At 60.4% G+C, this 25982-nt stretch carries 31 protein-coding genes; 1 reads left to right on the top strand and 30 read right to left on the bottom strand.

The genetic code is table 11. The annotated features are described in order from the left end of the window. Positions 1-47: 47 nt before the first annotated feature. From G439_RS0102155 to glmS, 10 genes are all read right to left on the bottom strand, one after another. Positions 48-791: a succinate dehydrogenase/fumarate reductase iron-sulfur subunit gene (locus G439_RS0102155; protein ID WP_022867544.1), complete on the bottom strand. Its 744-nt coding sequence runs from the start codon at positions 789-791 to the stop codon at positions 48-50. Continuing rightward, the gene (locus G439_RS0102150) at positions 788-2767 is read right to left on the bottom strand and encodes a fumarate reductase/succinate dehydrogenase flavoprotein subunit (RefSeq protein WP_022867543.1); all 1980 of its coding nucleotides are present in this window, start codon (positions 2765-2767) and stop codon (positions 788-790) included. Before G439_RS0102150 ends, G439_RS0102155 begins: the two co-directional genes overlap by 4 nt. A gap of 15 nt (positions 2768-2782) precedes the next feature. Beyond that, a complete protein-coding gene (locus G439_RS0102145; protein WP_026459292.1) occupies positions 2783-3487 on the bottom strand; it encodes a succinate dehydrogenase cytochrome b subunit in 705 nt (234 codons plus the stop codon). Positions 3488-3698: 211 nt separating this feature from the next. After that, the gene (gene rimI / locus G439_RS0102140) at positions 3699-4214 is read right to left on the bottom strand and encodes a ribosomal protein S18-alanine N-acetyltransferase (RefSeq protein WP_051125662.1); all 516 of its coding nucleotides are present in this window, start codon (positions 4212-4214) and stop codon (positions 3699-3701) included. 2 nt (positions 4215-4216) lie between these two features. Next, positions 4217-4912: a tRNA (adenosine(37)-N6)-threonylcarbamoyltransferase complex dimerization subunit type 1 TsaB gene (tsaB, locus tag G439_RS0102135; RefSeq protein ID WP_022867540.1), complete on the bottom strand. Its 696-nt coding sequence runs from the start codon at positions 4910-4912 to the stop codon at positions 4217-4219. A 10-nt stretch (positions 4913-4922) separates the two neighbouring features. Continuing rightward, the gene (gene tsaE, locus G439_RS10795; protein ID WP_022867539.1) at positions 4923-5498 is read right to left on the bottom strand and encodes a tRNA (adenosine(37)-N6)-threonylcarbamoyltransferase complex ATPase subunit type 1 TsaE; all 576 of its coding nucleotides are present in this window, start codon (positions 5496-5498) and stop codon (positions 4923-4925) included. Further along, a complete protein-coding gene (gene alr, locus G439_RS0102125; protein ID WP_040434527.1) occupies positions 5495-6748 on the bottom strand; it encodes an alanine racemase in 1254 nt (417 codons plus the stop codon). The genes tsaE and alr overlap by 4 nt, the downstream gene beginning before the upstream one ends. Positions 6749-6753: 5 nt before the next feature. Continuing rightward, a complete protein-coding gene (locus tag G439_RS10790) occupies positions 6754-8337 on the bottom strand; it encodes a bifunctional ADP-dependent NAD(P)H-hydrate dehydratase/NAD(P)H-hydrate epimerase (RefSeq protein WP_022867537.1) in 1584 nt (527 codons plus the stop codon). A gap of 39 nt (positions 8338-8376) precedes the next feature. Next, positions 8377-9267, bottom strand: coding sequence for a GRP family sugar transporter (locus tag G439_RS0102115; RefSeq protein ID WP_022867536.1), 891 nt, complete (start codon positions 9265-9267; stop codon positions 8377-8379). Between the two features lie 4 nt (positions 9268-9271). Next, a complete protein-coding gene (gene glmS, locus G439_RS0102110; RefSeq protein ID WP_022867535.1) occupies positions 9272-11185 on the bottom strand; it encodes a glutamine--fructose-6-phosphate transaminase (isomerizing) in 1914 nt (637 codons plus the stop codon). 158 nt (positions 11186-11343) lie between these two features. Here glmS and coaA point away from each other — a divergent pair, with 158 nt between their 5' ends. Beyond that, the gene (gene coaA / locus G439_RS0102105; RefSeq protein WP_022867534.1) at positions 11344-12321 is read left to right on the top strand and encodes a type I pantothenate kinase; all 978 of its coding nucleotides are present in this window, start codon (positions 11344-11346) and stop codon (positions 12319-12321) included. An 89-nt stretch (positions 12322-12410) separates the two neighbouring features. On the opposite strand, the gene glmM is transcribed toward coaA, so the two are convergent. From glmM to rpsH, 20 genes are all read right to left on the bottom strand, one after another. Continuing rightward, positions 12411-13772 carry a phosphoglucosamine mutase gene (gene glmM, locus G439_RS0102100; protein WP_022867533.1) on the bottom strand — a complete coding sequence of 454 codons (1362 nt, stop codon included), beginning with the start codon at positions 13770-13772 and terminating at the stop codon, positions 12411-12413. Positions 13773-13915: 143 nt separating this feature from the next. Next, positions 13916-14407 carry a 30S ribosomal protein S9 gene (gene rpsI / locus G439_RS0102095; RefSeq protein WP_022867532.1) on the bottom strand — a complete coding sequence of 164 codons (492 nt, stop codon included), beginning with the start codon at positions 14405-14407 and terminating at the stop codon, positions 13916-13918. Between the two features lie 41 nt (positions 14408-14448). Next, positions 14449-14892 carry a 50S ribosomal protein L13 gene (rplM, locus tag G439_RS0102090; RefSeq protein ID WP_022867531.1) on the bottom strand — a complete coding sequence of 148 codons (444 nt, stop codon included), beginning with the start codon at positions 14890-14892 and terminating at the stop codon, positions 14449-14451. A 208-nt stretch (positions 14893-15100) separates the two neighbouring features. Continuing rightward, complete coding sequence (gene truA, locus G439_RS0102085) at positions 15101-16021, bottom strand: tRNA pseudouridine(38-40) synthase TruA (RefSeq protein ID WP_026459290.1); 921 nt, start codon at positions 16019-16021, stop codon at positions 15101-15103. Next, the gene (locus tag G439_RS0102080; RefSeq protein WP_022867529.1) at positions 16018-16767 is read right to left on the bottom strand and encodes an ROK family protein; all 750 of its coding nucleotides are present in this window, start codon (positions 16765-16767) and stop codon (positions 16018-16020) included. The genes truA and G439_RS0102080 overlap by 4 nt, the downstream gene beginning before the upstream one ends. Before the next feature lie 213 nt (positions 16768-16980). After that, entirely contained in the window at positions 16981-17547 is a 567-nt protein-coding gene (gene rplQ, locus G439_RS0102075) for a 50S ribosomal protein L17 (RefSeq protein WP_022867528.1), read from the bottom strand. Between the two features lie 42 nt (positions 17548-17589). Then, a complete protein-coding gene (locus G439_RS0102070) occupies positions 17590-18585 on the bottom strand; it encodes a DNA-directed RNA polymerase subunit alpha (RefSeq protein WP_022867527.1) in 996 nt (331 codons plus the stop codon). A 141-nt stretch (positions 18586-18726) separates the two neighbouring features. Beyond that, a complete protein-coding gene (gene rpsK / locus G439_RS0102065; protein WP_022867526.1) occupies positions 18727-19122 on the bottom strand; it encodes a 30S ribosomal protein S11 in 396 nt (131 codons plus the stop codon). A gap of 64 nt (positions 19123-19186) precedes the next feature. After that, positions 19187-19561 (bottom strand): 30S ribosomal protein S13, encoded by a 375-nt coding sequence (gene rpsM, locus G439_RS0102060; protein WP_022867525.1) that lies wholly within the window; start codon positions 19559-19561, stop codon positions 19187-19189. 146 nt (positions 19562-19707) lie between these two features. Next, entirely contained in the window at positions 19708-19821 is a 114-nt protein-coding gene (rpmJ, locus tag G439_RS12335) for a 50S ribosomal protein L36 (RefSeq protein WP_003790577.1), read from the bottom strand. 42 nt (positions 19822-19863) lie between these two features. Further along, positions 19864-20085, bottom strand: a complete 222-nt coding sequence (gene infA / locus G439_RS0102050) for a translation initiation factor IF-1 (protein ID WP_003790580.1) — start codon at positions 20083-20085, stop codon at positions 19864-19866. 194 nt (positions 20086-20279) lie between these two features. Then, entirely contained in the window at positions 20280-21191 is a 912-nt protein-coding gene (locus G439_RS0102045) for a type I methionyl aminopeptidase (RefSeq protein WP_022867523.1), read from the bottom strand. An 11-nt stretch (positions 21192-21202) separates the two neighbouring features. Further along, positions 21203-21775, bottom strand: a complete 573-nt coding sequence (locus G439_RS0102040) for an adenylate kinase (protein ID WP_022867522.1) — start codon at positions 21773-21775, stop codon at positions 21203-21205. Beyond that, positions 21772-23064 (bottom strand): preprotein translocase subunit SecY, encoded by a 1293-nt coding sequence (gene secY, locus G439_RS0102035; protein WP_022867521.1) that lies wholly within the window; start codon positions 23062-23064, stop codon positions 21772-21774. Before secY ends, G439_RS0102040 begins: the two co-directional genes overlap by 4 nt. A 174-nt stretch (positions 23065-23238) precedes the next feature. After that, the gene (rplO, locus tag G439_RS0102030) at positions 23239-23703 is read right to left on the bottom strand and encodes a 50S ribosomal protein L15 (RefSeq protein WP_022867520.1); all 465 of its coding nucleotides are present in this window, start codon (positions 23701-23703) and stop codon (positions 23239-23241) included. Between the two features lie 2 nt (positions 23704-23705). Beyond that, the gene (gene rpmD, locus G439_RS0102025; RefSeq protein WP_022867519.1) at positions 23706-23888 is read right to left on the bottom strand and encodes a 50S ribosomal protein L30; all 183 of its coding nucleotides are present in this window, start codon (positions 23886-23888) and stop codon (positions 23706-23708) included. Beyond that, the gene (gene rpsE, locus G439_RS0102020; RefSeq protein ID WP_022867518.1) at positions 23888-24580 is read right to left on the bottom strand and encodes a 30S ribosomal protein S5; all 693 of its coding nucleotides are present in this window, start codon (positions 24578-24580) and stop codon (positions 23888-23890) included. Before rpsE ends, rpmD begins: the two co-directional genes overlap by 1 nt. A gap of 29 nt (positions 24581-24609) precedes the next feature. After that, a complete protein-coding gene (gene rplR, locus G439_RS0102015) occupies positions 24610-24981 on the bottom strand; it encodes a 50S ribosomal protein L18 (RefSeq protein WP_026459289.1) in 372 nt (123 codons plus the stop codon). Then, positions 24981-25523 (bottom strand): 50S ribosomal protein L6, encoded by a 543-nt coding sequence (rplF, locus tag G439_RS0102010; protein WP_022867516.1) that lies wholly within the window; start codon positions 25521-25523, stop codon positions 24981-24983. Before rplF ends, rplR begins: the two co-directional genes overlap by 1 nt. 15 nt (positions 25524-25538) lie before the next feature. Beyond that, entirely contained in the window at positions 25539-25937 is a 399-nt protein-coding gene (gene rpsH / locus G439_RS0102005) for a 30S ribosomal protein S8 (RefSeq protein ID WP_022867515.1), read from the bottom strand. Between the last annotated feature and the right edge of the window lie 45 nt (positions 25938-25982).

The following is a 25982-nucleotide window of genomic DNA, read 5'->3' as shown; positions in this document are numbered from 1 at the left end:
TTGGAAATCCTCCGGCCGGGGCCTCGATGGCCTCACGTCGCTTGAGCTCAGACGCCCTTGAGGGCGGCCTTGCCGAGCTGGCGGTTCAGTGTCGAGATCACGTCGAGCGGAATCTCCTTGGGGCACACCGCCGCACACTCACCGATGTTCGAGCAGGTGCCGAAGCCTTCCTCGTCCATCTGGTTGAGCATATTGACGACGCGCTTGTAGTTCTCCGGCTTGCCCTGGGGCAGAAGCTGAAGATGGGTGACCTTCGCGGAGGTGAAGAGCATCGCCGACGCGTTCGGGCAGGCAGCCACGCAGGCACCGCAACCGATGCAAGCGGCAGCTTCGAAGGCGCGCTCTGCGTACTGCTTGGGCACCGGGGTGGCGTGTGCGTCCGGGGCTGCGCCGGTGTTGACGGAGATGTAGCCGCCGGCCTGGATAATGCGGTCCAGGGCAGAGCGGTTGACAACCAGGTCCTTGATGACCGGGAAGGCTTCGGCCCTCCAAGGCTCAATGGTGATGGTGTCACCGTCGTTGAAGGTACGCATATGCAGCTGACAGGTCGTGGTGACCTCCGGGCCGTGGGCAACACCGTTAATAACGATGCCACACTGGCCACAGATGCCTTCACGGCAGTCAGAGTCAAAGGCGATGGGTTCTTCACCGCGTGCGAAGAGCTCTTCGTTCAGAACGTCGAGCATCTCCAGGAAGGAGGACTCCTCGGAGATTCCCTTCACCTGGTATTCGTGCATTGCGCCGCGGTCCTCGGGACCGTTCTGGCGCCAGATCTTCAGTGTCAGGTTCACTTGTAGCTCCGCTGCTTCAGCTCGATGTTGTTGTAGATGAGGTCTTCCTTGTGCAGGATCGGGGGCTGGTCTTCTCCGCCCCACTCCCATGCCGCGACGTAGAGGAACTGGTCGTCGTGACGCAGCGCCTCGCCCTCGGGGGTCTGGGATTCTGCACGGAAGTGACCACCGCAGGACTCCTCGCGGTGGAGGGCGTCGATGCACATAAGTTCGCCCAGTTCCATGAAGTCGGCAACCCGGCCGGCCTTCTCGAGGGACTGGTTGAGCTCGCCAATGGACTTGCCGGGAACGCGAACGTCACGCCAGTAGTCCTTGCGCAGCTCACGGATCATGCCGATGGCCTTCTTGAGGCCTTCCTCGGTGCGCTCCATGCCGCAGTACTCCCACATGATGTGGCCGAGTTCCTTGTGGAAGGAATCCACCGAGCGAGTGCCGTTGGTTGACATTAGGCGATCGACACGATCCTGCGCGCTGGCCAGAGCCTCGACCACAGAAGGCGAGTTCTCATCAAGCTTGTTGAAACCAAAGCTCTTGGACAGGTAGTCGTTGATCGTGTTGGGCAGGACGAAGTAGCCGTCCGACAGGCCCTGCATGAGTGCCGAAGCACCCAGGCGGTTGGCGCCATGGTCGGAGAAGTTTGCCTCGCCGGTGACGTAAAGACCGGGCAGGTTGGATTCGAGGTCGTAGTCAACCCAGAGGCCACCCATGGTGTAGTGCACGGCCGGGTAGATACGCATGGGCACCTCGTAGGGGTTGTCACCCGTGATGCGCTCATACATATCGAAGAGGTTGCCGTACTTGGCGGACACCGCTGCCTTGCCCAGACGCTGGATGGCTTCGGAGAAGTCGAGGTAGACGCCGCGAGCGACACCGTCGATCTTCGGACCAACGCCGCGCCCTTCGTCGCACATGTTCTTGGCCTGGCGTGACGCGATGTCACGGGGAACCAGGTTGCCGAAGGCCGGGTAGATGCGTTCGAGGTAGTAGTCGCGATCCTCTTCGGGGATCTGACGCGGGTCTTTCTCGCAGTCCTCAGCCTTCTTGGGCACCCAGATGCGTCCGTCGTTACGCAGAGACTCGGACATCAGGGTCAGCTTGGACTGCTGATCGCCGTGCTGGGGGATGCAGGTGGGGTGGATCTGCGTGAAGCAGGGGTTACCGAAGTAGGCGCCCTTGCGGTACGCGCGCCAGATGGCGGTGGCGTTGCAGCCCATGGCGTTGGTGGATAGGAAGAACACGTTGCCGTATCCGCCGGTAGCCAGCACGACTGCGTCAGCGACGTAGGTGTTGAGCTTGCCGGTGGACATGTCGCGGGCAACGATGCCGCGAGCGCGTCCCTCGTCCACGATGATTTCGACCATTTCGTGGCGCGGGTATTCGGTGACGGTACCTGCAGCAACCTGACGTTCGAGGGCCTGGTAGGCGCCGATCAGCAGCTGCTGACCTGTCTGTCCACGCGCGTAGAAGGTACGCGACACCTGGACGCCACCGAAGGAGCGGTTGTCCAGGAGGCCGCCGTATTCGCGGGCAAAGGGAACGCCCTGGGCGACGCACTGGTCAATGATGTTGGCGCTGACTTCGGCCAGACGGTAGACGTTGGTTTCGCGGGCGCGGTAGTCGCCGCCCTTGACCGTGTCGTAGAAGAGTCGGTAAACCGAATCGTTGTCGTTGCGGTAGTTTTTCGCAGCGTTGATACCCCCCTGGGCCGCGATTGAGTGGGCGCGGCGAGCGGAGTCCTGGTAGAAGAAGCAGTCAACGTTGTATCCCATTTCGCCCAGCGAGGCGGCGGCTGCGCCACCGGCCAGGCCGGAGCCAACGATGATGACGCGCAGCTTGCGTCGGTTGGTGGGGTTAACGAGGGCGGCGCTGAACTTGCGTGCCTCCCACATTTCCGCGATGGGCAGGTCGGTGGGGGCCTTGGTGTCGGCGATCTTCTCGCCCTCGTAGTACAGACCCTTGATCAAGGTGTCAGTCATGTCTTAAGACCTTCCTCAGAGAGTGATGACGCCGGCGATGATGCCGATCGGCGGGGCCATGAACATCACGAAGATGACGGCTCCGACCAGGCCGGACAACACAACCATGAGCTTGCGGGTCTGCGGACGTACCCAGCCCAGCGACTGGAACATTGACCAGAAGCCATGGGAGACGTGGAAACAGGCGGCTGCCACGAAGATCGCGTAGACCAGGACAAGCAGCGGGGACTGGAAGGTGTAAACCATGCGGTCGTAGGGGCCAGTGGCGTCTGCTGCCCAAGTCTTGATCGACAGGGTGGTGAAGTGCAGGAGGTGGAAGAGGATGCCGAAAATCAAGATGACGCCGGTCATGCGCATGGTGCGTGCGGCGTAAGAGTCGGTCACCGACTTCTTAACGACGTAGCGGGTGCGGCGTGCGCGGCGCGAACGCTTCCAGGTGTAGGCGGCGGCTGCGAGGTGGATGATCAGCATGAGCATCATCGCGGCGCGGAAGACCCACAGGAAGCCGCCGTGCGGGAAGATCGGCACGAAGGCGTCGTGGTGGAGCCATTCCGCGTAGTGGTCGTAGGCCTCGCGGCCCAGGAACATCTTGAGGTTTCCGTACGAGTGGAAGAGCAGGAAGAAGACGAAGACGAAGCCCGAGATGGCCATCAGCTGCTTAATGAAAACACTGGTGGTCCACGCGCGGCGCTTCTTCGTTGCGACATTTGTAGTGGCCATAGCCAAAGCGTATCGGCCGCTTTGGTCGCTCACTTGGGACCGGGGGCCAGGTCCAGGCATCCAATCTTTGCGACACCGTGTCGTTTTCGGCGAGAATCTGCGACTTCGCTTGCGCCGACTTTCAGAAAAGATCTAGGACCCTTGTCCCCCAAACCCCTTGAGGCAGAGTATGGATTTCCTTATTTTAGAAAAACGCTAAGTTTCGAATATCTCAGCAGCGCTTTCCTGCAGGGTTCGCTCCCAGCTTCAGACACATCTCCACTGCCTCTTCGACGGGGTTTTTGAAGTAGCGCGGACGTCTGGAAATCTCAACAAATCCGCGTGACTCATAAAGCCTCAGAGCAGCATAGTTCGATGGCCTGACATCAAGGAACACCGAGTGCACTCCGACCTCGGATACCCACGCGATCATTTCGTCAAGCAGCACTGCCCCGAGGCCACAGCCACGAGCCTGAGGCAAGACCCCCACCGTCATGACGTCAGCTTGGTCGCCGCCCACTTTGATTCCCGCGTAGCCCACCGGTCGTCCTCGTAGGGAGGCAATTGTGTAGCGGCTGGACGGTGCAGCTAATTCCTCGGCGATCATGGCAGGCGTCCACGGGTCCTCGGAAAAAATCGTTTTCTCGAACTGACAGATCAATTCAGCGTCATCTCGATTAGCGACCCGCAAGACGAGTTCACTTCGTTCACTGGCCCCGCCGGTATGCACGGGAGTTTGCGGCGGCATTTTCACAGGCGCTGGGGAGCTTGCCCGTGGATATCGGGGCGGCGCAGGTATTCGGGCTGCGTCCCCAGCCTTTCAAGATCTCCATGCGAGAGGCGAGCTGAGACCAGTCGCGACAGCACTGCCGGATCCTCATCAACGATGGGCCCTAACTCAACGGACTGGAGCACCTGGACGCTGTGGGCCGGAATCTGACCAGCCGCGACAATGAGAGCCTGCTCGCCCACCATCTGATTGGCGAGCATCTGGGCGCTACCGACTTCAAGGCGACCTATGAGGCGAACATCGTCGGGGCCTTCGGCAACATAGTGGCCCCAATAGAGTTCCCGACGGCGCGCGTCGGATACCGCAAAGACGTGAGCTTGGGGAGATAGGCGATCGAGTCCGTGTCGGGCGATCATGTCCAGCGACGATGCGCCGTAGACGGGGATTCGGGCGGCCGTGGCCATGACGCGAGCCGACACCAGGCCTGCGCGTAGCCCAGTAAAAGGTGCGGGTCCAGTCCCAACACATATGCGATCGATCCCCGCCTGGGCCACAACCGTGCCCAGTCCCGCGTCAGCTAGAACCGAGTGAGCTAAAGGAACGATTGATTCGGCATGGTGTCGACCAGACTCATGTTGAGCGCGGGAGATGACGCGGCCGTCTTCGACGAGAGCAACGACGGTATTTGCGGAGGTGTCTAGGCACAGTTCAAGCACGGCGTCGATCCTACTCGTCGTCGGTTTCATTCGTCTGAGCGGCCATCGCCTCTTCTGCCGTTCTTAAGGCGTTGTCGAGCACGCCATCCCAACGACTGCCGCAAGGACGAAGGACAATTGTTCTGCGTCCGTCGTCCATCGCTTCCAGGTCGATTGCAGTCCCTTCCGTGTCTGCTGTGCCGCCAGTTGCCCGTCGCACCTCGATTTCGAGGCGGTTTTCCGATAGGGACTCGGCTTTGCCTTCTCCCCATTCGACGACGACCGCGGCCTCGTCCAGGCCAGAGTCAAGATCGAGGGTTTCTAAGTCGTCCAGGTCGGTGATCCGATAGGCGTCAGCATGGATGAGGTCGGGGCCCCCGCACTGTGAAGGATGAACCCTGGCGACAATGAAGGTTGGGGAGGCGACCCTGCCGCGCACTCCCATTCCCTCTCCAATGCCTTGGGTGAGTGTGGTTTTCCCTGCGCCGAGTTCCCCTTTGAGCATGACGAGGTCGCCTGCGGCCAGGATCTGGCCGATTGCTGCGCCCAGGGCGCGAGTTTGATCGGCGTTCGACGTGGTCACACTGTATTCGCGCGGGAAGTTCATGACTGGTGGACCTCACGGGATTTGTAGGGAATGTGGACTCTGGGGATGCGTTCACCAAGCCTGGAGACGATCTCGTAGTTGATGGTGCCCGCGTGGGTGGCCCAGTCGTCGGCAGCGGGCAGGCCGTCCGCGGGATCACCGAAGAGGACGACGCGGTCGCCTGCTCGCGCTGGAGGCTCGGGGGTACGGGCGCTCGGTGTGTCAGAGGATCCTTGGGCTGGTCCCAAGTCGACGATGATTTGGTCCATGCATACTCGCCCGACAACCGAAGCTGAGATTGTCCCCTGGGGGGTTTGGACGAGGACGGGCGCACCGTTGGACGCAGAGCGCAAGATCCCGTCGGCATAACCCACGGGCACGAGGCCTAGCCAACGTCGGCCAGGTGTTCGCCACGTTCCCCCGTAGGAGGCTGGGGTGTCGTCCTCGACAACTTTGACAGCGCTGAGCGGTGCCTGCAGTGTCATTGCCGGGCGCAAACCAAGCTCTTGCGAGGATGCAATCAACGGTTCGGGGCTTAGACCGTAGAGGCCGATACCGGGACGAACGAGGTCGTAGTGGGTTTTCGGATGCCATAACAGACCCGATGTAGCAGCCAAATGCCGGATTTGAGGTTCGAGGCCGACATCGGCAAGGATGCTCAGTCCGCGTTCGAAGATTTCAATATGCTGCGCGGTCGATGCCATTCCCTCTTCGCTGAGGTCATCGGCGCGAGACAGGTGGCTCCAAGCGCCGACCACTTCGATGAGCCCTTCGTCGTGGGCCATGCGCAGCCCAGAAGCGAGGGCGGGCAAGTCTGCCAGGGTGGAACCAGCGCGAGACATTCCCGTGTCGATCTTGACGTGAACGCGGGCGGTGCGTCCCAACTGTCGGGCTGAGGCACACACCTGTGCCAGGGACCATGCCCATGAAACCGACAGGTCAAGGTCTGCTTCAAGAGCTGGAGTCAGATCCTGGTCGGGAGTGGTAATCCAGGTGAAAATGGGAGCGTGGGCGCGGGAAATCCCTGCGGTGTCTAGTCCTGCCCGCAGCGTCAAAGCTTCAGCTAACTGAGCTACTCCCAACCAATCAGCTCCAGCTTTGAGTGCTGCCTGAGCAACGGGGAGGAGGCCGTGACCATAGGCGTCGGCTTTGACAATTGCCATTTGCTGGCAGCCGGGCGCTCGGTTGCGCAGTGCCGCAAGGTTGTGACCGATAGCGCTCAGGTCTACAAGCGCCCTGGCGGGATAGGCAGATTCGGATGGGTCGAGCATGTCAGTCACCGCCCCAGTATCCCACCGATCACTGGACCCGCAGCATCAGCGATCTGAATCGCGCGAATGGGTGCCCCATATTGCCCGTGGCGTTGCGAGGTCACGCGAGCAGCTTCGCCGTGAATCCACACGGCACCGGCCACGGCTTCCATTAAGGAATCCTCTCCCCGCCCCGCAGGGGGCAAAAGGCGAGCATCCTCCAATGCGGGGGCCTCACGTCTTGCCTGCCATTGGGCTGCGCAGGCCGCAATCATGCCAGCTAGGACATCGCCTGCTCCGGCAACGCCAGTCCACGGTGTCCCCACGGGCATGATGATGGGGCATTGCCCGTCCTGTGCCACAACCGTCGCAGCAGTTTTGAGGACAATGATTCCTCCCGTTGCCGAAGCGATCTCTTGGGCGGCTTGAACCGGATGGTCTTCGACGCGCTGGCGAGTCCAGGACTGCCCGTGGGATTGAAGGAGCGCAGCGGCTTCGCCTGCATGCGGGGTGAGGATCGCGGTGGGGGCTGCGTGAACTGTGAGTACCTGCGGCACAAGTTGGAGGGCACCGGCGTCAATGACAACCGGAAGGTTGGAGGAGAGACAAAAACGCGCAAGGTCGACGGCGCTGGGCTGAGTTGAATCGTCCATCCCCGGGCCCACGAGGCCCGTTTGGATTCTGCCACCCACCAACACGACACCCGGATCGCGCGCTAACACCAGATCTTGAACCCGCGCCGGCGCATCGAGGCGAATCATGCCGGGTCCTAGGGCTGCACTGCCCGCGCACGCCAAGATACCTGCCCCGGGGTATGTCTGCGATCCTGCAACTACTCCGACAACTCCACGCGTGTACTTGTGATCCAATGCTCCAGGCACAAGCAGGCAACGAGCCGCATCGTGGCCGGTCATGAGTCGCATTGTCGGATTCGTTAGCTCGAACCTAAGGTCAACAACTGTGACCTTGCCGCTCATAGCTGCCGCCGGAGCTAAGACCAGAGAATTTTTCAATCCCCCCATCGTCACCGTCACATCAGCTCCCAGTACTGGACCTGCCAACCGCCCGTCCTCGCCAATGATCCCGGACGGTAACTCAATGGCCACAACCCGAATCGAGGTGGCACGCCTGATCTTTTCAAGATGCATGATGACACTGGCCAGCGGTTCGCGCACCGTCCCCTGGACACCAGAACCGAGGATGCCATCAATCCAGACGCAATAATCCCGCGCAGTGGCCACACCAGCCTCGACCTGCTCTGACGTAAGCAGAGCCGACGCATCAAGGATTCGCACACCAGCGGCGCGAGCCGCAGCTAAAGCACGAGGATGCACCTTCGCAGACAGCAGGATCGCGCAAGCGGGCACACCCTCATTACGAATAAAGGAGGCTGCGTAGAGGGCGTCACCGCCGTTGTCTCCCCCACCGACTAGACAGCAGACGCCCGTCGACGTGTCGTGTTCGTGCTGTGCGACGAGGGCGAGGACCTCGTCGCAAACGGCACGGGCAGCTATGCGCATGAGGCGGTCTGGGTCGCCTTCGAGTCGTGCCTGCTCAACGTGGGAGCATTCGGCCTGGCGGATGTCAGTAGTGAAGTGGACATTGATCATGGTGCAATCCTGAAGTGAAGAATCAGCGTGCGCGAAAGATCAGACGGTGTCGATGCCCTTAGCGACACCCGTTAAAACCGCACCCGCAATCACCAAGACGACACCAATGGCCGTCCATACTAACTCGCGTTGGGTGCGTTTCTCCCCCAGCCACCAGATACCCAGCGGCGTCGAAATCAAAATGCCCAACTGCGACAGGGTGAAGCCTGTGGCCACGCCCACCGACGCACTACCAACCTGCAGAAGAATCACTGCGGTGCCCCACACGGCGCCCAAAAGGATCAGCGGAACAAAGCGGCGGTCAAAGGACTGGACTGAATTGGGCTCACGCCAGGCTTGCACCGCGAAATAGCTGATGCAATACAGCGCGTATCCGGCGGCCTGAGGCAGAAGAATCTGGCCTCCTTCGAGGTCAAACCAGCGGCCAATGAGGACATAGGCGGTAAAAGCAAAGGTCGAAGTAATCAGCAGGAAAGCCCCTCGACGCCAGTCAAGAGAATCTGTGGACGACCCGGCCTCTCGTTTAGCAAGCAGAGCAATACCCGCAACGAGGACGGCAATGGCCAGCAACCCCACAGGCATGGCTGCTCCTCGACGCCACTCGCCGAAGAGGATGATCGCGCCGGCTGCCATTCCGAGGAGCTGACCACCCGTTGTAATCGGCATGGTTCTGGACACGCCCAAAACAGAGAAGCAACGCAACTGGTCGCAGAGCCCCCACCCAACTAATAGTCCTGTGCCGAAAGCAATCGCCGCCTTAGTTGGGTCCCAGCAGACACTGAGGAAGGGCGTGACAACCAGTGCCAGCATGAAAGCACCGATGACCGTTCCTAAGACCTTCTGGCGTTCGTTTCCCGCCCCGAATTTGCCAGTGAGGGTGGTTTGGAATCCGAAAAGGATCGAGGGCGTCAATGCCAGAAGAACATCCACGTCTTTACTCCACGGTCACAGATTTAGCGAGGTTGCGAGGCTGATCCACGTCCAAGCCCTTGGCTGTTGCAAGTTCACATGCAAAGAGCTGGAGTGGGATGACAGTGAGAAGCGGCGCGTAGAGGGTGGGCACCGGCGGCACCCGGAAAACCACGTCTGCGAAAGCATCCACCGAGGTATCCCCGTCTTCGGCAACAACAATGGTGCGGGCTCCACGCGCACGCACTTCCTGAATATTTGCCAGCACCTTGTTATGCAGCTCGGGACGGCGCGGCGTCGGCACAATAATGATCACTGGCTGTCCCTCATCCACCAGAGCAATGGGACCGTGCTTGAGTTCCCCAGCTGCAAAACCTTCAGCGTGGATGTAGCAGATCTCCTTGAGTTTGAGCGCACCTTCGAGTGCCACAGGGAATCCGACGTGACGCCCCAGGTAGATCACAGACGAAGCATCGACCATCGTGCGGGCGAATTGGCGTACCGATTCAGCTCGGTCCAAAATCCATTGGATCTTGTCGGGAACCTGCGCGAGGTTATCCATATAGTCCTGGACTTCGTCTGCGTACTTATTGCCTCGCACCTGCGCCAGATACAAGCCCAGGATGTAGCAGGCGGTGACCTGGGAGGTAAAGGCTTTGGTCGAAGCAACAGCAATTTCAGGGCCCGCATGAGTCAGCAGAACTGCATCAGACTCACGCGAAATCGTTGAACCGGCTGTGTTGACGATAGCCACCACCTTCGCGCCCTGTTCGCGGGCATGACGGATCGCCATAATGGTGTCCATGGTTTCCCCCGACTGGGAGATCGCCACTACCAGGGTTTTTTCGGTGACAACCGGGTCACGGTAGCGGAACTCACTGGACAGTTCAACCTCAACGGGAATACGGCACCAGTGCTCGATGGCGTAGCGAGCCACCTGTCCGGCGTAGGAGGCAGTTCCACAGCCGATCATGACGATTTTGTCGATGCCTCGCAGGATATGTTCGGGGATGCGCACTTCATCCAGGGTTAGCCGCGAGTGCGAGTCGAGCCGATCAGCCAGAGTGTCGGCAACTCCGCGAGGCTGCTCATTGATTTCCTTATCCATGAAGGTTGGCCAGTTGCCCTTGGTGGCTCGGTCGGACGCAAAGTCAACCTCGTATTCCTTGAGGGCAACAACCTCCCCCTGCGGGTTGATAACGGTAACGGCTTTTGCGGTGACCACTGCAATGTGGTCCTGACCGATTTCAACCGCACGATTGGTGTGTTCCACGAAAGCAAGGACATCGGAACCGAGGAAGTTTTCTTCGTGCCCCAAACCGATGACCAACGGGGAGGAACGGCGGGCCGCAACAATAACGTCTGGACATTCTGTACTGACAACCAGCAGAGTGAAGGTACCCTCCAGCACTGCAGTCACTGCCCTCATGGCGGCAACCAGGCGGCGACCAACCTGCTCGGTGGCATCTTCGGCTCCAGCGAGTTCGCCATCCCAAGCGGGCGTATTGGCATCGTCGTAGGCGAGTTGGAGCAGGTGGACAACGACTTCAGTGTCGGTATCGGAAGCGAATTCGTGTCCCTTTTCATTGAGGGAGCCGCGCAAGGCATCAGCATTTTCAATGATGCCGTTGTGGACGAGGGCGAAGCGGCCGTCGGGGCTTCGGTGCGGGTGGGCATTGGCAACGGTGGGACGTCCGTGAGTTGCCCAACGGGTGTGCCCAATGGCGGCCAGAGCGTCCGCGGGAGCGGCCTCGTCAAGAGCGTCACGCAGATTGGCAAGCTTGCCAACCGCGCGGATGACTTCAAGGTTGCCTGGCGAAGCTAACGCCACCCCAGCTGAGTCATAGCCTCGGTATTCCAAGCGAGCCAGGCCATCAAGAACGACCTGTCGGGAGCGTTGCGAAGCTAAGCACGATACATGTCCCACAATTCCACACATGTTTCCATTCCAGCACATCCAAGCCCCTACGTGCTCAGGACTCCCGGCTCCTTGGCGCTTGGCTGCACCACGAACACCGGAATCGCGCCATTAAAAGGCAGTGTGATTCCCGACAGACCTGGTTTAATGCTCGGATTGACTCCCGCAGCAAGGAGAAGATGAGGCACAATGCGCACGTGGTCCCAACACCCGTGCACGCCCCGAAACCCAGCCCCTACACGACTTTTGATCGAGAGTCGTGGGATCGTCTAGTTGATCGAACTGCGCTGCCTTTAACACAAGAAGATATCGACCGGATCGCTTCCCTAGGTGATCCCATCGATATGAGCGAGGTCGATGCGATCTATCGACCTTTGAGCGCGTTGCTCCAACTCTATGTAGACGGGCGTCGGCGCACCGCGCAGGAACGTCATGCTTTCTTGGGGGAGCCTGATGCGCGTCCCACTCCTTTCGTCATCGGGATCGCCGGATCTGTGGCCGTGGGCAAATCCACGGTTGCGCGACTTCTTCAGTTGCTGTTGTCGCGTTGGGAGCACACTCCGCGCGTGGACCTGGTGACCACCGACGGTTTCCTCCACCCCAACTCGGTATTGGAAGAACGCGGGATTCTGGCCAAGAAAGGATTCCCTGAATCCTACGATCGCGAAGCTCTCTTGAACTTCTTGACCTCCGTTAAGGCAGGAGTCGGCGAGGTTGATGTTCCGGTTTACTCTCACGTTGTTTATGACGTGGTTCCGGGGCATTTCACACGCGTGAGCCAGCCCGACATTCTCATTGTCGAGGGAATCAACGTTTTGCAACCCCCCAGGGTTGCTACGGGTTCAATCTCCGTTGCTGTTTCTGACTTCTTTGATTTTTCGATTTACGTCGATGCCCAGGAAGAACATATTGAGGGCTGGTATGTGGATCGTTTCTTGGCTCTTCGCCAGACAGCCTTTTCCCGTGAAGATTCTTTCTTCCGCACCTATGCCCAGCTCACGGATGCCGAGGCGCGTGCAACCGCGTCAATGATTTGGAGCGCTATCAACCTGCCGAATCTAAGGGAGAATATTCGCCCCACCCGCGAGCGCGCCACGATGATCTTCCGTAAGGGTGCCGACCACCGAGTCGAATCCCTCAAACTCCGCAAAGAATAACCCGCGAAGGACGCCCAAAACTTTCCCGAAGGACGCACAAGTTTTAAGCGTGCAGCATCGGACGCCACCAGACGTCCGATGCCCAGGCATCACAAAGCCAGATTCTCCTGGACGACTCGAGCCAAAAGCTCAGCCGTAGCATCTGCCTGCTCCTGGGTGGCAGCTTCAACCATGACGCGCACCAAAGGCTCAGTACCCGAGGGACGCAAGAGCACGCGACCGGTATCACCCAATTCGGCCTCAGCCTCGGCAACAGCCTTTTGCACCGACTTGTTGGTGTGAGCGGCGCTCTTATCCACTCCCTTGACGTTAATGAGAGTCTGCGGCAAACGCTGCATAACTTGGGCCAGTTCAGACAAAGTCTTGCCACTACGCTTAACTCGCGCAGCCACTCGCAACGAAGTCAATACCCCATCGCCCGTCGTCCCATGCAAAGTGTCAATGACATGACCAGACTGCTCGCCACCCAAGGTGTAGCCACCCTGCAGCATCTTCTCCAGAACGTAACGATCTCCAACTCCAGTCTGGACAGTACGGATACCGTGCTCTTTCATCGCCAGCAGCAGACCGAGGTTCGACATGACTGTGACAACCAGAGTGTCCGAACCCAAAGTCCCATCCTCTTTCATTCCAACAGCCAGCAGACCCATGATCTGGTCGCCGTCGACCAGATTGCCCTGAGCATCAACTGCCAAGCAGCGGTCCGCGTCACCATCGTAGGCAAATCCCATATCAGCGCCCACAGACTTCACGTACTCCTGCAAGCGTTCGGGATGGGTTGAGCCGCAGGCGTCATTGATATTGAGACCATCCGGGGATGCGTTAATCACCACGACTTCGGCTCCCGCTGCTCGCAACGAGGCCGGGCCTACCGCACTGGCAGCACCGTTGGAAGCATCGACAACGATACGTAAGCCCGACAGGTCGGTACCCACCGAATCGACAAGGTGATTGATGTAATTCTGGTCGGCAACGGTCTCACCCTTGATGACGCGCCCAACTGCTGCTCCGGTAGGCAGGTCATCAACATTGCCAAGCAACGCTTCGATCTCATCTTCGACCGCGTCCTCAAGCTTGTAGCCGCCGCGCGCAAAGAACTTGATGCCATTGTCTTGGAAAGGATTATGCGAGGCCGAAATCATCACTCCCAGGTCAATGTCCTGGGTGGCCGTCAAGTGAGCAATCGCTGGGGTTGGCAAGACTCCCACGCGGGTCACATCCACTCCGGAGGATGCAAGGCCCGCCGAAATCGCGTGGTCCAGGAACTCGCCGGAGGCGCGGGTATCACGGCCAACGATGGCACGAGGGCGCTTCGTCCTCGTCGAGGTCGCGCCACCAGCGTCCTTCGTGAGCACGCGGGCCGCAGCTTGGCCCAGTTGGACAGCCAGTGCGGGGGTGAGCAGATCGTTGGCCAGTCCCCTGACTCCGTCAGTGCCAAACATCCTGGACATCGGTTATCTCCGTTTCTTAGCTGGACGTGACTGGACTTAGCCTACCGCTGCCGTGGGGCCAGATCAGCATTGCGCCTCATCATAAGCAACGCCCCGCCCTCGTACAGGACGAGGACGGGGCGAATGCTGCAGCGAAACGCCGATCAGCGCTTCGAGTACTGCGGAGCCTTACGGGCCTTCTTGAGACCGGCCTTCTTACGCTCGATGGCGCGGGCGTCGCGGGTCAGGAACCCAGCCTTCTTGAGAGCCGGACGGTTGGCGTCGCGGTCAATCTCGTTGAGGGCGCGGGCAATGCCCAGACGCATGGCGCCTGCCTGGCCGGAGATGCCGCCGCCGTTGATACGGGCGATGACGTCGAAACGGCCGTCGAGGTCGAGCAGCACGAAGGGGGACTTCACGAGCTGCTGGTGCAGCTTGTTCGGGAAGTATTCCTCAAGGGTGCGGCCATTGATGGTCCACTGGCCGGAGCCGGGAACCAGGCGGACACGGGCGACAGCCTCCTTGCGGCGGCCCAGACCCGCGCCGGGCGCGGTGATGGACTGTCCAGCGCCGGTGGGGGCTGACTCAGTCTCGGTGGTGTATGAGCTGGGGACGTTTTCCTCATCCAGCTCGACGGAAGCGGTGGTCTCAGCCACGGTTCTCCTCGTTGCTTGTCGCGGTTCTCAGGAGCCGAAGCTCACTGAGCGACCTGGGTGATCTCGTAGGGAACCGGCGACTGGCCGGCGTGGGGATGCTCAGCACCGGCGTACACGTGCAGCTTCTTGAACTGCATACGGCCGAGGCTGTTGTGAGGAAGCATGCCGCGGACGGCCTTCTCGACCGCACGCTCAGGAGCGTTGGCCATGAGGTCGCGGTAGGACGTGGCAGTGAGGCCACCGGGACGACCCGAGTGACGGTAAGCCATCTTCTTGTCGAGCTTGTCGCCGGTGAGGGCAACCTTGTCCGCATTGATGATGATGACGTAGTCGCCCATATCCATGTGAGGGGCAAACGTCGGCTTGTGCTTCCCACGGAGAAGGGTGGCGACATGGGTCGCCAGGCGGCCGAGGACGACGTCGGTGGCGTCAATGACGTACCACTTCTTGTCCGCGTCCCCAGGCTTGGGTGAATAGGTGCGCACGGGCGTAACCTTCAATTCTTTCGGTCATGGGGCGCTCGTCTTCATCTCGAGAAGACCGCGCCCGCACTCAACGGTTCGCGCGAGGCATCAGTCGGTGTCGCAACGACGAGTGGGAGGCGTCGAAGGGCCAGCTGATGCACAGCGTTCGCCAGTCTATGCGTCGGGCTAGTCGCTGGTCAAAAGGCTTCGGGCCACTGTGGGCGATCCCTCACAAACAGCAGTCGTCGCGTCTGCGCCGAGATTGCGCACTGCGCTCCGCCCACCGGGACTCGTCAGGATAGTCCACTGCCTCCAGAGTCAGGCCGTGCGCGGGCGCAATAGGGGCAGCATGTTCGCGCGACTTCGCTTCGAGAAGTTCCCTGGGCCAGTGAGCATTCCTTCGCCCTGTGCCCACCATGAGGAGGGCGCCGACCAAGCTGCGCACCATGGAATGACAGAAAGCGTCGGCCTCAACTCGACATTCCACGAGGCCGCTGCTCGTCCTCGTCAATGACAATTCGCGAAGAGTGCGGATTGTTGTGGCTCCTTCGCGAGGCCGACAGTACGCCAGAAAATCATGCTCACCCAGCAGATGGCCCGCTGCTTCATTCATGGCGTCGAGGTCGAGTCCGCCCTCGACCCACAGGCAGTCGTAGCGGCGGGTCGGGTCTACGGTTCCGTCGGCCAGGCGGTAGATGTAGTGGCGGCCGGTGGCAGCAAAACGGGCATCGAAGTCCGCGGACACGACGCTCGCGGCGTGGATCCGCACATCGGCTGTTCCTCGGGGAACTGTCAGGCCCCGTTCCACCATAGTCTGCGCGTAGGTGCGGGCCAGCATCCCGTTGAGCCTGCGTACGAGCGCCGCACCGACTGTTTCGTTCGTTGCCGGGGCGTTGCGTGGTGCGAGGGCGCGCCAGGCGTCTTCGAGCATATCCATGTGGGCGACCTGGTGGCGGGCATGCACCCCAGCGTCGGTACGTCCGGCGACGGTGAGCGCGGTGGGCGAGCGCATGAGGGTCTCGAGGGCGGCCTCGATCTGGCCTTGAACGGTTCGCAGGCCCGGTTGGGCTGCCCACCCGTGGAAGTGCGTTCCGTCGTAGGCCAAGTCGAGGCGAACTCGCACAGTGGGGCTTGTGGGTTCCTCTGTCACAGTTCCCAGGCCCTCACTCCCCCAATGATGCCCGCATCATTGGGCACAATGACGACCTCGTCTCCGAGTAGGGACCGTTGAGTCGCGGTAATTCTCTTAGAGTTGCCTCCACCTAAGTAGAGCCGATCCCACATGTACATGGGCCGTAGGGAGTCGACTACGCGCCGCACGCGCCTGGACCAGTGGAAGTCACCGAGACGCAGGCGTTCATGTTCGCCAATGTAGTCGTCATAGGTGAGCCCCCAGCGTACGAAGCCTTGGCTAATTTCGGTGTGCGGGGAAAGCACTCCCCCATCAAAGACTGCGTTGCCCAGTCCTGTTCCCAGTGTGATGATCATTTCTAGGCCGGTGCCGGTGATGACGCCGGCCCCCGCAACCTCTGCATCATTGAGAACCTTGGCTGGCAGGCCGAGGGCTGTTTCAATGGCGCGACCCATATCGAAGTTGGCCCATTGGGGAACGAGGTCGGCCAGGATCCTGGATCGAGGACCGTCCTTGGTGATGTAGTGGGGGGTCGCGATGACCACTCCGTGGCGGATCATTCCCGGCATTCCCATGGTGACTCGAGTGGCCTGCGGGAGTTCTTGCGCCAAATCGACGACCGTGGAGACGAGGAGTTCTGGTGGCAGTGGATAAGGCGTGGGAGTGCGCTTGGGCGGGGCCACCATTGTTCCGCGAGAATCCACGACAGAGGCTTTAATGCCGCCGCCACCGCAGTCAACGGCCAGGGTCATTTCGTCAGGCATGTTCACCAGCCTAGGCGATCCCTCCCCCTCCCCTATCGCCGAGAGCAGACTTTATGGTCAAAAATGGGCGATTTCGGGGCAAAAAACGACCACAAGGTCTGCTCTCGGCGGGACAGAGGAAAAATGAGAGGGCCGGATGATCTCGAAAGATCATCCGGCCCCGTGCTCAGTCAGAGCGAGCAGCCTTCAGTGAGAATCTGTGGCCTCTAGGGCTCACTTCTCTTCGGCGGCCTCTTCAGTCGCCTCAGCAGCGTCATCAGCGCCAGCCTCGTCAGCGGCCTCAACAGCCTCTTCGGCCACGACCTCGTCAGTGGTCTCTTCGGAAACCTCAGTGGTCTCCTCGACAACCTCTTCCTCAGCCTTTTCAGCAGCCTTGGCAGCAGTGGTCTCAGCAGCCTTGACGACGGCCTTCTTCTCGACCTTCTCCATGACGAGCTCAATGCGCATCAGAGGAGCGTTGTCGCCCTTGCGATTTCCAACGCGGATCAGGCGGGTGTAGCCGCCCTGGCGCTCGGAGTCCATCGCGGGAACGATCTCGTCGAAGAGCAGGTAGACAGCTTCCTTCGAGGGCAGCTTCTTGGCCACGGTACGACGGGCGTGCATGTCGCCGCGCTTCGCCTTGGTCACGAGCTTCTCAAAGTAAGGCTGCAGCATCTTCGCCTTGGCCTCGGTAGTGGTCAGTGCACGGTGTTCAATGAGCTGAATCGACAGGTTCGACAGAATCAGCTTCTGGTGAGCCGGGCTTCCGCCCAGGCGGGCACCCTTCTTGGGGGTGGGCATGGTGTCTCCTACGGATTAGATGCGTCCATCGGACGCAGTGGGTCAGATGGACTGGTCGTCGCTGAAGATCGAACCGGACTCCGGGTCGCCAAAGTTGGGCATGACCGAATCCTTGAGGGTCATACCGAGGCCGGCGAGGGATTCCTTGATCTCTTCGATCGACTTCGTACCGAAGTTACGGATGTCGAGCAGATCGGCTTCCGAGTGGGCAACGAGCTCGCCGACGGTGAGAATGCCACGACGACGCAGCGCGTTGTAGGAACGCGACTGCAGGTTGAGGTTCTCGATCGGCAGAGCCAGATCAGCGGCCAGAGTCGCATCGGTAGTGGACGGGCCAACCTCGATGCCTTCAGCTTCTTCGTTCAGCTCGCGCATCAGGCCGAAGAGTTCGACCAGCGTCTTACCTGCCGAGGCGAGGGCGTCGCGCGGAGCAATCGCCGGCTTCGTTTCCACGTCAATGACGAGGCGGTCGAAGTCAGTGCGCTGCTCAACACGGGTCGCCTCGACCTTATAGGTCACCTTGACGACGGGCGAGTAGATCGAATCGATCGGGATGCGGGAGATCTCGGCCTGAGGATCCTTGTTCTGAGCAGCCGACACGTAGCCGCGGCCACGCTCGACGGTCAGCTCGATCTCCAGCTTGCCCTTGTCGTTGAGGGTAGCCAGGTGAAGATCGGGGTTGTGGATCTCAACGCCAGCCGGAGGGGTGATGTCACCTGCGACGACGGCGCCGGGGCCAGCCTTACGCAGGTACATGACGACCGGCTCATCGTTTTCAGACGACAGAACGATCTGCTTGATGTTGAGGATGATCTCGGCGACGTCTTCCTTCACGCCTTCGATCGTGCGGAACTCGTGGGGCACACCATCAATACGGATGGATGTGACCGCAGCTCCAGGGATCGAGGACAGGAGGGTACGGCGCAGGGAGTTACCCAGCGTGTAGCCGAAACCGGGCTCGAGGGGCTCCAGGGTGAAGCGGGAGCGGAAGTCGCTGACCTTTTCTTCGGTCAGGATGGGGCGCTCTGCAATAAGCACGTCTTGGTCCTTTCTTACCGGCGCCCGCCATATGACGCCGGACAGTGGATCCCGTTTGAACGGGACAGAGGTGTTGAGCCCCGCAAGGTTGCGGGCTCAGACGTGGAGACACAGCTAGGCTGTGCCTGCGCGCGGGAAGGTTCAGACGCGACGACGCTTCGCGGGGCGAGCGCCGTTGTGAGCCTGAGGAGTGACGTCCTGGATCGAGCCGACCTCAAGGCCAGCGGCCTGGAGGGAGCGGATCGCGGTCTCACGGCCAGAGCCGGGACCCTTAACGAAGACGTCAACCTTCTTCATTCCGTGCTCCTGGGCGCGACGGGCGGCCGCCTCGGCTGCAAGCTGAGCAGCGAAGGGGGTCGACTTACGCGAACCCTTGAAGCCCACCTGACCCGAGGACGCCCATGCGATGACGGCGCCGGTGGTGTCGGTGAGGGAGACGATTGTGTTATTGAACGTCGACTTGATGTACGCGTGACCGTGGGTGACGTTCTTGGAAAGCTTGCGACGCGGCTTGCGCGAAGTCTTTGCAGCTGCCATTTTTCGGTTCCTTTTTCAGTCGTTTCAAGGGTGGAGTCCGCGGGACTCACAATCCCTTCAGGCCTTACTTGGCCTTCTTCTTGCCAGCGACGGTACGCTTCGGGCCCTTGCGGGTACGAGCGTTTGTCTTGGTGCGCTGACCGTGGACCGGCAGGCCACGACGGTGGCGCAGGCCCTGGTAGGAACCAATTTCGATCTTGCGACGGATGTCGGCCTGAACCTCACGGCGCAGGTCGCCCTCGACCTTGAAGTTGTTCTCGATGTACTCACGAAGCTTGACGAGATCCTCTTCGGTGGCGTCCTTAACGCGCACGTCGGGGCTCACGCCGGTAGCTTCGAGGGTCTCGGCCGCGCGGGTGCGTCCGACTCCGTAAATGTAAGTAAGCGCAATCTCCAGCCGCTTTTCGCGGGGGAGGTCAACGCCGGCAATACGTGCCATGTTGTTGGTGCTCCAGTTGTTCCTCGGAGGTCGTCATCGTTCCTTCCGGATGAGCACCCGGCCTCGGCCTCCGAACCGAGGGTCGCCTTGTGGCGTGCGGAATGATGCTGGTGGGCTCATCGCCCGGGGTCGAGCAGCAGGGGCTTTCAGCCCTGGCGCTGCTTGTGCCTGGGGTTGTCACAGATGACCATGACGTTGCCGTGGCGACGAATCACCTTGCACTTGTCACAGATCTTCTTGACACTCGGCTTGACCTTCATGGTTGATACCTCCACCGCCTGTAGGCGGTCAGTGTCGTTTGGTCACTTGTAGCGGTAGACGATGCGACCTCGCGAGAGGTCGTAGGGGCTCAGTTCGACGACGACGCGATCCTCGGGCAGGATGCGGATGTAGTGCTGACGCATTTTTCCCGCGATGTGGCCGAGAACAACATGGCCATTCTTCAGTTCCACACGGAACATCGCATTAGGCAGGGCCTCAACGACCGTGCCTTCCATTTCGATGACGCCGTCTTTCTTCGCCATATCCTCCGTCTGTCCTCTACATGTCTCGGATATTGGAGTGACCCGGAGGTCACTAGGCGCTACGCATCAGATCAGCTAATCCGACGCAGACACGCCCGAAGATCAACTCTACGGGAAAAAAGGGGCGATGTGTTAGTTGCACTGCTGTCGACTCGCTCACGCAGCGAGGGCGAATATCACCCCACCCGGATTTTCTAATCCAGGTCGATGGGCGTAATGCCGTAACGCGACAATCCTGCAGCTCCGCCATCAGGAGCGGTCAGGACGCTCACTCCCCCATCAAGGATTGCAATCGAGTGCTCCCATTGCGCAGCATCCGATCCATCTGCCGTGCGTACGGTCCACTCATCGTCCTCGGTAAGGGATTCAATACCACCGGTGGTCAGCATCGGCTCGACCGCAAGGACCATTCCAGGCTTGAGTTTGGGAGAAAGACCGCGGGTCCTAAAGTTAAGAACCTCCGGAGCCTGGTGCATCGCGGAGCCAATACCGTGGCCCGTGTATTCCTCGATAATTCCGGCCTCCCAGCCGTATCGAGAGGCTGCTTCTTCGACAACGTCTTCGACAGCTTCGCCCACGGCACTGATCCTACGACCTGTTGCCAGTGAAGCAAGGGCTGCCCACAGGGCCTCACGGGTCACCGCATCAAGTTCCCGACGCCGTTGTAAAACCTCCGCGGGCACCCCAGCTGGCCCCTCACCCTCAGCTCGCGTGCCAGCCGCGAAGCCTGCATCATCAATCCATTGATCGCCGACAATCATGGTAAACGCGGCATCACCATGCCACTGACGCGATGCGTGTCCTACCCATGCGCCACAATCAAAGCTGACGATGTCACCGGCTTCAAGCACACGGCTACCGGGGATGCCGTGTACGACCTCGTCATTAACTGAGATGCACACTGTGGCCGGGTAGCCATAGTAGTTCAGAAAGTTCGACTCGGCTCCGGCACGAGCAATCGCCTCTGCAGAAACCTGGTCTAACTGCGCGGTTGTGACCCCGGGTTGGGCGGCTTCACGCAGGCTGCGATGGATGTCTGCTACGACCAATCCAGCCTTCCGCATCCATTTGATCTGCTCGAAGGTTTTGAGCTCAACCCGCGCCATAGTGGCCCGCCTCAGATCTGAGCGTCGAGGATCGCAAAGATCCGTTCGGTGACCTGATCAACGGTTCCCGTTCCATCGACAACGTGGAGAAGATCCTGATCGACGTAGTAGGTGGCAACCGGTTCAGTCTGCTGGTGGTAGACCTCTAGGCGGTGACGCATCACGGGCTCGGTGTCATCGGTGCGATGCAGTTCTTCAGCGCGCTTGAGCATGCGCTGGACGACTTCGTCCTCGTCAACCTGGATCTCGAGGACAAGGTCAATCTTGGTACCCAGTTCCATGGTCATGTCACGCAAAACGTGAGCCTGATCAACGTTGCGGGGGTAGCCATCAAGAAGGAAACCGTTGGCGGTGTCGGGAGCCGCAAGGCGAGCCCTGACCATCTCATTGGTCACCGAGTCGGGGACGAATTCACCCCGATTCATGTAAGCCTGAGCCTGTTTGCCAATCTCGGTGCCCTCCGCCATATTGCTTCGGAAAATTTCACCGGTAGAAATGGCAGGAATCTGGAGCTTTTCTGCGATGCGTGCGGCCTGGGTGCCTTTACCAGCCCCAGGAGGGCCAAGCAAGATGATCGCGGTCATGCGAGGAATCCTTCGTAGTGGTGCTGCTGGAGCTGCGTATTGATTTCCTTCACCGTCTGCAAGCCGACACCAACGATAATCAGCAGAGTGGTTCCGCCGAAGGGCATCTGGCCGCTGGTGAGCTTGAGGGGGATGATCATCAGTGACGGCAAGAGGGCGATAATGACCAGGTAGAGGGCACCAGCCGACGTGATCCTATTGATGACGTAGCGCAAGTATTCGGCAGTGGGCCGACCGGCGCGATACCCGGGAATGAAACCACCGTAGCGCTTCATATTGTCGGCAACCTCGTCCGGGTTGAAAGTAATCGCCGTGTAGAAGAAGGCGAAGAAGAGTGTCATCAAACCGTAGAAGGTCAGGTAGAACCAGCTATTGGGCTGGAAGTGAGCCACGATCCACTGAACCCACGAGGCACTTGGGTCACCGAATTGGGCAATCATGGTGGGCATTGCCAAGATCGAGGACGCGAAGATCACGGGGATAACACCCGACATGTTGATCTTGAGCGGAATGTAGGTGGTGGTGCCGCCATACTGGCGTCGTCCAATCATGCGCTTGGCGTATTGGACGGGGATGCGGCGCTGAGCCTGCTCAATGTAGACCACAGCAATTGCGACGACGAGCAGCAAGACGATGATTGCGAGGACCGAGCCCCACTTGCCTGCGCGACCAATGCTCAGCAGCTGGCTGGGCATCTGGGCGATGATCGAAGTGAAGATCAGCAGGGACATACCGTTGCCGATACCGCGTTCAGTGATGAGTTCACCGAGCCACATGATGACGCCGGTTCCTGCCATCATGACGATGACCATCATGATGAACATCATGACCGAGTCATCGGCGATGACAGACTCTGAACACGACGGGTACAGCTGGCCTGAGCGTGCCAACGACAGTGTGGTCGTCGACTGAAGAATACCGAGGAAGATTGTCAGGTAGCGGGTGTACTGCGTGAGCTTGGCCTGACCTGTTTGACCTTCTTGGTGAAGGTCTTCAAATCGAGGGATCACCACGCGCATAAGCTGAATGATGATCGACGCCGTAATGTACGGCATGATGCCCAGCGCAAAGATTGACAGCTGCATCATGGCGCCACCGGAGAAGAGGTTCACCAGGTCGAGCAGCGACGCCTCATTCTGTTGAGCCAGACAGGTCTGAATCGCCTGCGAGTCCACTCCCGGGGTCGGGATGAACGAACCCAGGCGGAACATCGCCATGATGAAAAGCGTGAACAGGATCTTCCGACGCAAGTCGGGGGTGCGGAACGCCTGTGCGAATGCACTGAGCAAGGCATCCTCCTCGGTGATGGGCAGTGTGTAGGGCCTCGGCCCCGAACGACCGTGCCAGCGTACCCGAGTTTCTACGGGTGAGGCCAGACGGCTGGGTGAAAACGAACGAGTTGTGCGCATCCGGTGGACACGCAGCAGGGGTGGTCCGGAAACCGGACCACCCCTGAAGCCGTGTCAGCGGACCGAAAGGGTTCCGCCGGCAGCAGTGATCTTTGCTTCGGCCGAGGAAGACCAGGAGTCAACCTCAACCTCAAGCTTGACGCTGATTTCACCGGTGCCGAGCACCTTGACGGGAGCCCCGTCGCGAACAGCGTGCTTAGCGACGAGATCCTCAACCGTCACCTTGCCGCCCTCGGGGAAGAGTTCCCCAAGCTTGCCAACGTTGACGACCTGGTACTCGACGCGGAAGGGGTTCTTGAAGCCGCGAAGCTTAGGCAGACGCATATGAATCGGCATCTGTCCGCCTTCGAAGCCAGCGGGAACCTGATAGCGGGCCTTCGTGCCCTTGGTACCGCGACCAGCGGTCTTACCCTTGGAGCCTTCGCCTCGACCCACGCGGGTCTTAGCGGTCTTGGCGCCGGGGGCAGGACGCAGGTGGTGCAGCTTAACGATCTGCACCTTTTCGGTGGAGTCCGCCATTGTCAGTCGACCTCCTCAACGGTCACCAGGTGACGCACCGTGCGCACGGCGCCGCGGACGGCTTCCGTATCCTCACGGACGACGCTCTGGCCGATCTTGCGCAGCCCGAGGGTGCGCAGAGTGTCCTTCATGTTCTGCAGGGTGCCAATAGTGGACTTGACCTGCGTGATCTTGAGCTGTGCCATCACTCAGTCACCCCCGCGGAAGCCTTCTCAGCCTCAGCCTTTTCAGCCGCGGCCTTTTTCTCGGCTTCGCCCTCGGCGCGTGCACGCAGCATTGCCGCCGGAGCGACGCGCTCGAGCGACAGGCCACGACGTGCCGCCACAGCCTCGGGCTGCTCGAGCTGCTTGAGTGCATCCACCGTAGCGTGGACGATGTTGATGGCGTTGGACGAGCCGAGCGACTTGCTCAGCACGTCGTGGACGCCAGCTGCTTCGAGGACGGCGCGCACCGGGCCACCGGCGATAACACCGGTACCGGGGGCGGCCGGACGCAGCAGCACGATGCCAGCGGCATCGCGGCCTTCGACCACGTGGGTGATTGTGCGGCGGATCATCGGGACGCGAATGAAGTTCTTCTTCGCTTCCTCGACGCCCTTGGAAATGGCCTGGGGAACTTCCTTAGCCTTTCCGTAGCCAACACCGACCGTGCCTTCGCCGTCACCGACGACAACCAGAGCCGTGAAGGAGAAGCGACGGCCACCCTTGACGACCTTGGAGACGCGGTTGATGGTGACAACGCGCTCGATGTATTCGTTCTTGTTCTCGTTGTTGCCCCGGCGATCGCGATCGTTACCGCGACCACGGCGTTCGCGGCGCTCGCCTTCCGCTGCGCCGGAGCCTCCCTGAGCATTCCTGTCTCGCTGCTGTGCAGCCATCAGTTGATCTCTCTTTCCTTGAGGCTCGTTCACAGCTCGAGTCCACCCTGGCGGGCGGCCTCGGCGACAGCCGCGACGCGGCCGCTGTACTTATTACCACCACGGTCGAAGACGACAGCGGTAATACCCGCAGCCTTCGCGCGCTCCGCGATGAGAGCACCAACCTTCGACGCCTTTTCCGTCTTGGTGCCCTCTGCGGTAAGCAGATCGGCTTCCTTGTCGGAGGCAGAAACCAGGGTGTGACCGACGGTGTCGTCGATAACCTGGGCCACCATGTGGCGGTTTGAACGAGTAACGACCAGACGGGGACGTTCGGCCGTGCCGTTGATCTTCTTGCGGAGGCGCAGGTGACGACGCTTGCGCGCGACAACCTTGCCCTTGCCCTTGATCGAGTACGCCATCACTTACCAGCCTTTCCGACCTTGCGACGGATGGTCTCGCCCACGTAGTGGATGCCCTTGCCCTTGTAGGGTTCAGGCTTCTTGAGCTTACGGATGCGGGCAGCGGTTTCGCCGACGAGCTGCTTGTCAATACCAGACACCGTGAACAGGGTCTGCGACTTGGGCTCGATGGTGAACTCGATGCCTTCGGGGGCCTCAACCAGGATGGTGTGCGAGAAGCCCAGGGAGAACTCAAGGTCCTTACCCTTTGCGACGACGCGGTAACCGGTACCGGTGATCTCGAGCTTCTTGGCGTAGCCCTCGGTCACGCCGGTCACCATATTGGCGATGAGCGTGCGGGTCAGGCCATGCAGGGAGCGAGAGGTGCGCTCGTCGTCGGGGCGCGACACGAGGATGTTGCCATCTTCGATCTTGACCTCGATCGGAGCTGCCACAGTGTGGCTGAGCTCGCCCTTGGGGCCCTTCACCTTGACCAGGGCGCCGTCGATATTGATATCGACGCCGGCCGGGATGGCGATGGGATTCTTACCGATTCGCGACATTGTTCAGCCTCCTCATCACCAGATGTAGGCGAGGACTTCCCCACCCACACCCTTGTCGGCTGCCTGACGGTCGGTGAGCAGGCCGGAGGACGTGGACAGGATGGCCACGCCGAGGCCGCCGCGGACCTTGGGCAGGTTGGTGGACTTGGCATACACGCGCAGACCCGGCTTGGAGACGCGCTGTAGTCCCTGAATGGCGCTTTCGCGTTGCGAACCGTACTTCAGGTTGATCGTCAAAGTCTTGCCAACGCGGGCATCTTCGACGGTGGTCGAGGCGATGTAGCCCTCCTCAACCAGGATGTTGGCGATCGCGTTCTTGAGCTTCGAGTACGGCATGGAAACCGAATCGTGGTGAGCGCGGTTCGCGTTACGCAGACGCGTGAGCATGTCTGCGATGGGATCCGTCATTGTCATGGGTTGTCAAACCCTTCCTCGTCGCGGTTTCTCCGGCGCACCGGG

It is taken from the genome of Schaalia vaccimaxillae DSM 15804 (assembly GCF_000420425.1).
Classification (GTDB): domain Bacteria; phylum Actinomycetota; class Actinomycetes; order Actinomycetales; family Actinomycetaceae; genus Pauljensenia; species Pauljensenia vaccimaxillae.
Note: the sequence above shows the minus strand (reverse complement) of the source record. Positions and strands in the feature narration are given on the sequence as shown.

What these genes read in the sequence shown, in the direction of transcription:
- G439_RS0102150 (WP_022867543.1), bottom strand. Translation starts at nt 2,767, where the DNA reads ATGACTGACACCTTGATCAAGGGTCTGTACTACGAGGGCGAGAAGATC.
- G439_RS0102145 (WP_026459292.1), bottom strand. Translation starts at nt 3,487, where the DNA reads ATGGCCACTACAAATGTCGCAACGAAGAAGCGCCGCGCGTGGACCACC.
- rimI (WP_051125662.1), bottom strand. Translation starts at nt 4,214, where the DNA reads ATGCCGCCGCAAACTCCCGTGCATACCGGCGGGGCCAGTGAACGAAGT.
- tsaE (WP_022867539.1), bottom strand. Translation starts at nt 5,498, where the DNA reads ATGAACTTCCCGCGCGAATACAGTGTGACCACGTCGAACGCCGATCAA.
- alr (WP_040434527.1), bottom strand. Translation starts at nt 6,748, where the DNA reads ATGCTCGACCCATCCGAATCTGCCTATCCCGCCAGGGCGCTTGTAGAC.
- G439_RS10790 (WP_022867537.1), bottom strand. Translation starts at nt 8,337, where the DNA reads ATGATCAATGTCCACTTCACTACTGACATCCGCCAGGCCGAATGCTCC.
- glmS (WP_022867535.1), bottom strand. Translation starts at nt 11,185, where the DNA reads ATGTGTGGAATTGTGGGACATGTATCGTGCTTAGCTTCGCAACGCTCC.
- coaA (WP_022867534.1), top strand. Translation starts at nt 11,344, where the DNA reads ATGAGGCACAATGCGCACGTGGTCCCAACACCCGTGCACGCCCCGAAA.
- glmM (WP_022867533.1), bottom strand. Translation starts at nt 13,772, where the DNA reads ATGTCCAGGATGTTTGGCACTGACGGAGTCAGGGGACTGGCCAACGAT.
- G439_RS0102080 (WP_022867529.1), bottom strand. Translation starts at nt 16,767, where the DNA reads ATGCCTGACGAAATGACCCTGGCCGTTGACTGCGGTGGCGGCGGCATT.
- rplQ (WP_022867528.1), bottom strand. Translation starts at nt 17,547, where the DNA reads ATGCCCACCCCCAAGAAGGGTGCCCGCCTGGGCGGAAGCCCGGCTCAC.
- rpsK (WP_022867526.1), bottom strand. Translation starts at nt 19,122, where the DNA reads ATGGCAGCTGCAAAGACTTCGCGCAAGCCGCGTCGCAAGCTTTCCAAG.
- rpsM (WP_022867525.1), bottom strand. Translation starts at nt 19,561, where the DNA reads ATGGCACGTATTGCCGGCGTTGACCTCCCCCGCGAAAAGCGGCTGGAG.
- rpmJ (WP_003790577.1), bottom strand. Translation starts at nt 19,821, where the DNA reads ATGAAGGTCAAGCCGAGTGTCAAGAAGATCTGTGACAAGTGCAAGGTG.
- infA (WP_003790580.1), bottom strand. Translation starts at nt 20,085, where the DNA reads ATGGCGAAGAAAGACGGCGTCATCGAAATGGAAGGCACGGTCGTTGAG.
- G439_RS0102045 (WP_022867523.1), bottom strand. Translation starts at nt 21,191, where the DNA reads ATGGCGCGGGTTGAGCTCAAAACCTTCGAGCAGATCAAATGGATGCGG.
- G439_RS0102040 (WP_022867522.1), bottom strand. Translation starts at nt 21,775, where the DNA reads ATGACCGCGATCATCTTGCTTGGCCCTCCTGGGGCTGGTAAAGGCACC.
- rplO (WP_022867520.1), bottom strand. Translation starts at nt 23,703, where the DNA reads ATGGCGGACTCCACCGAAAAGGTGCAGATCGTTAAGCTGCACCACCTG.
- rpmD (WP_022867519.1), bottom strand. Translation starts at nt 23,888, where the DNA reads ATGGCACAGCTCAAGATCACGCAGGTCAAGTCCACTATTGGCACCCTG.
- rpsE (WP_022867518.1), bottom strand. Translation starts at nt 24,580, where the DNA reads ATGGCTGCACAGCAGCGAGACAGGAATGCTCAGGGAGGCTCCGGCGCA.
- rplR (WP_026459289.1), bottom strand. Translation starts at nt 24,981, where the DNA reads ATGGCGTACTCGATCAAGGGCAAGGGCAAGGTTGTCGCGCGCAAGCGT.
- rplF (WP_022867516.1), bottom strand. Translation starts at nt 25,523, where the DNA reads ATGTCGCGAATCGGTAAGAATCCCATCGCCATCCCGGCCGGCGTCGAT.
- rpsH (WP_022867515.1), bottom strand. Translation starts at nt 25,937, where the DNA reads ATGACAATGACGGATCCCATCGCAGACATGCTCACGCGTCTGCGTAAC.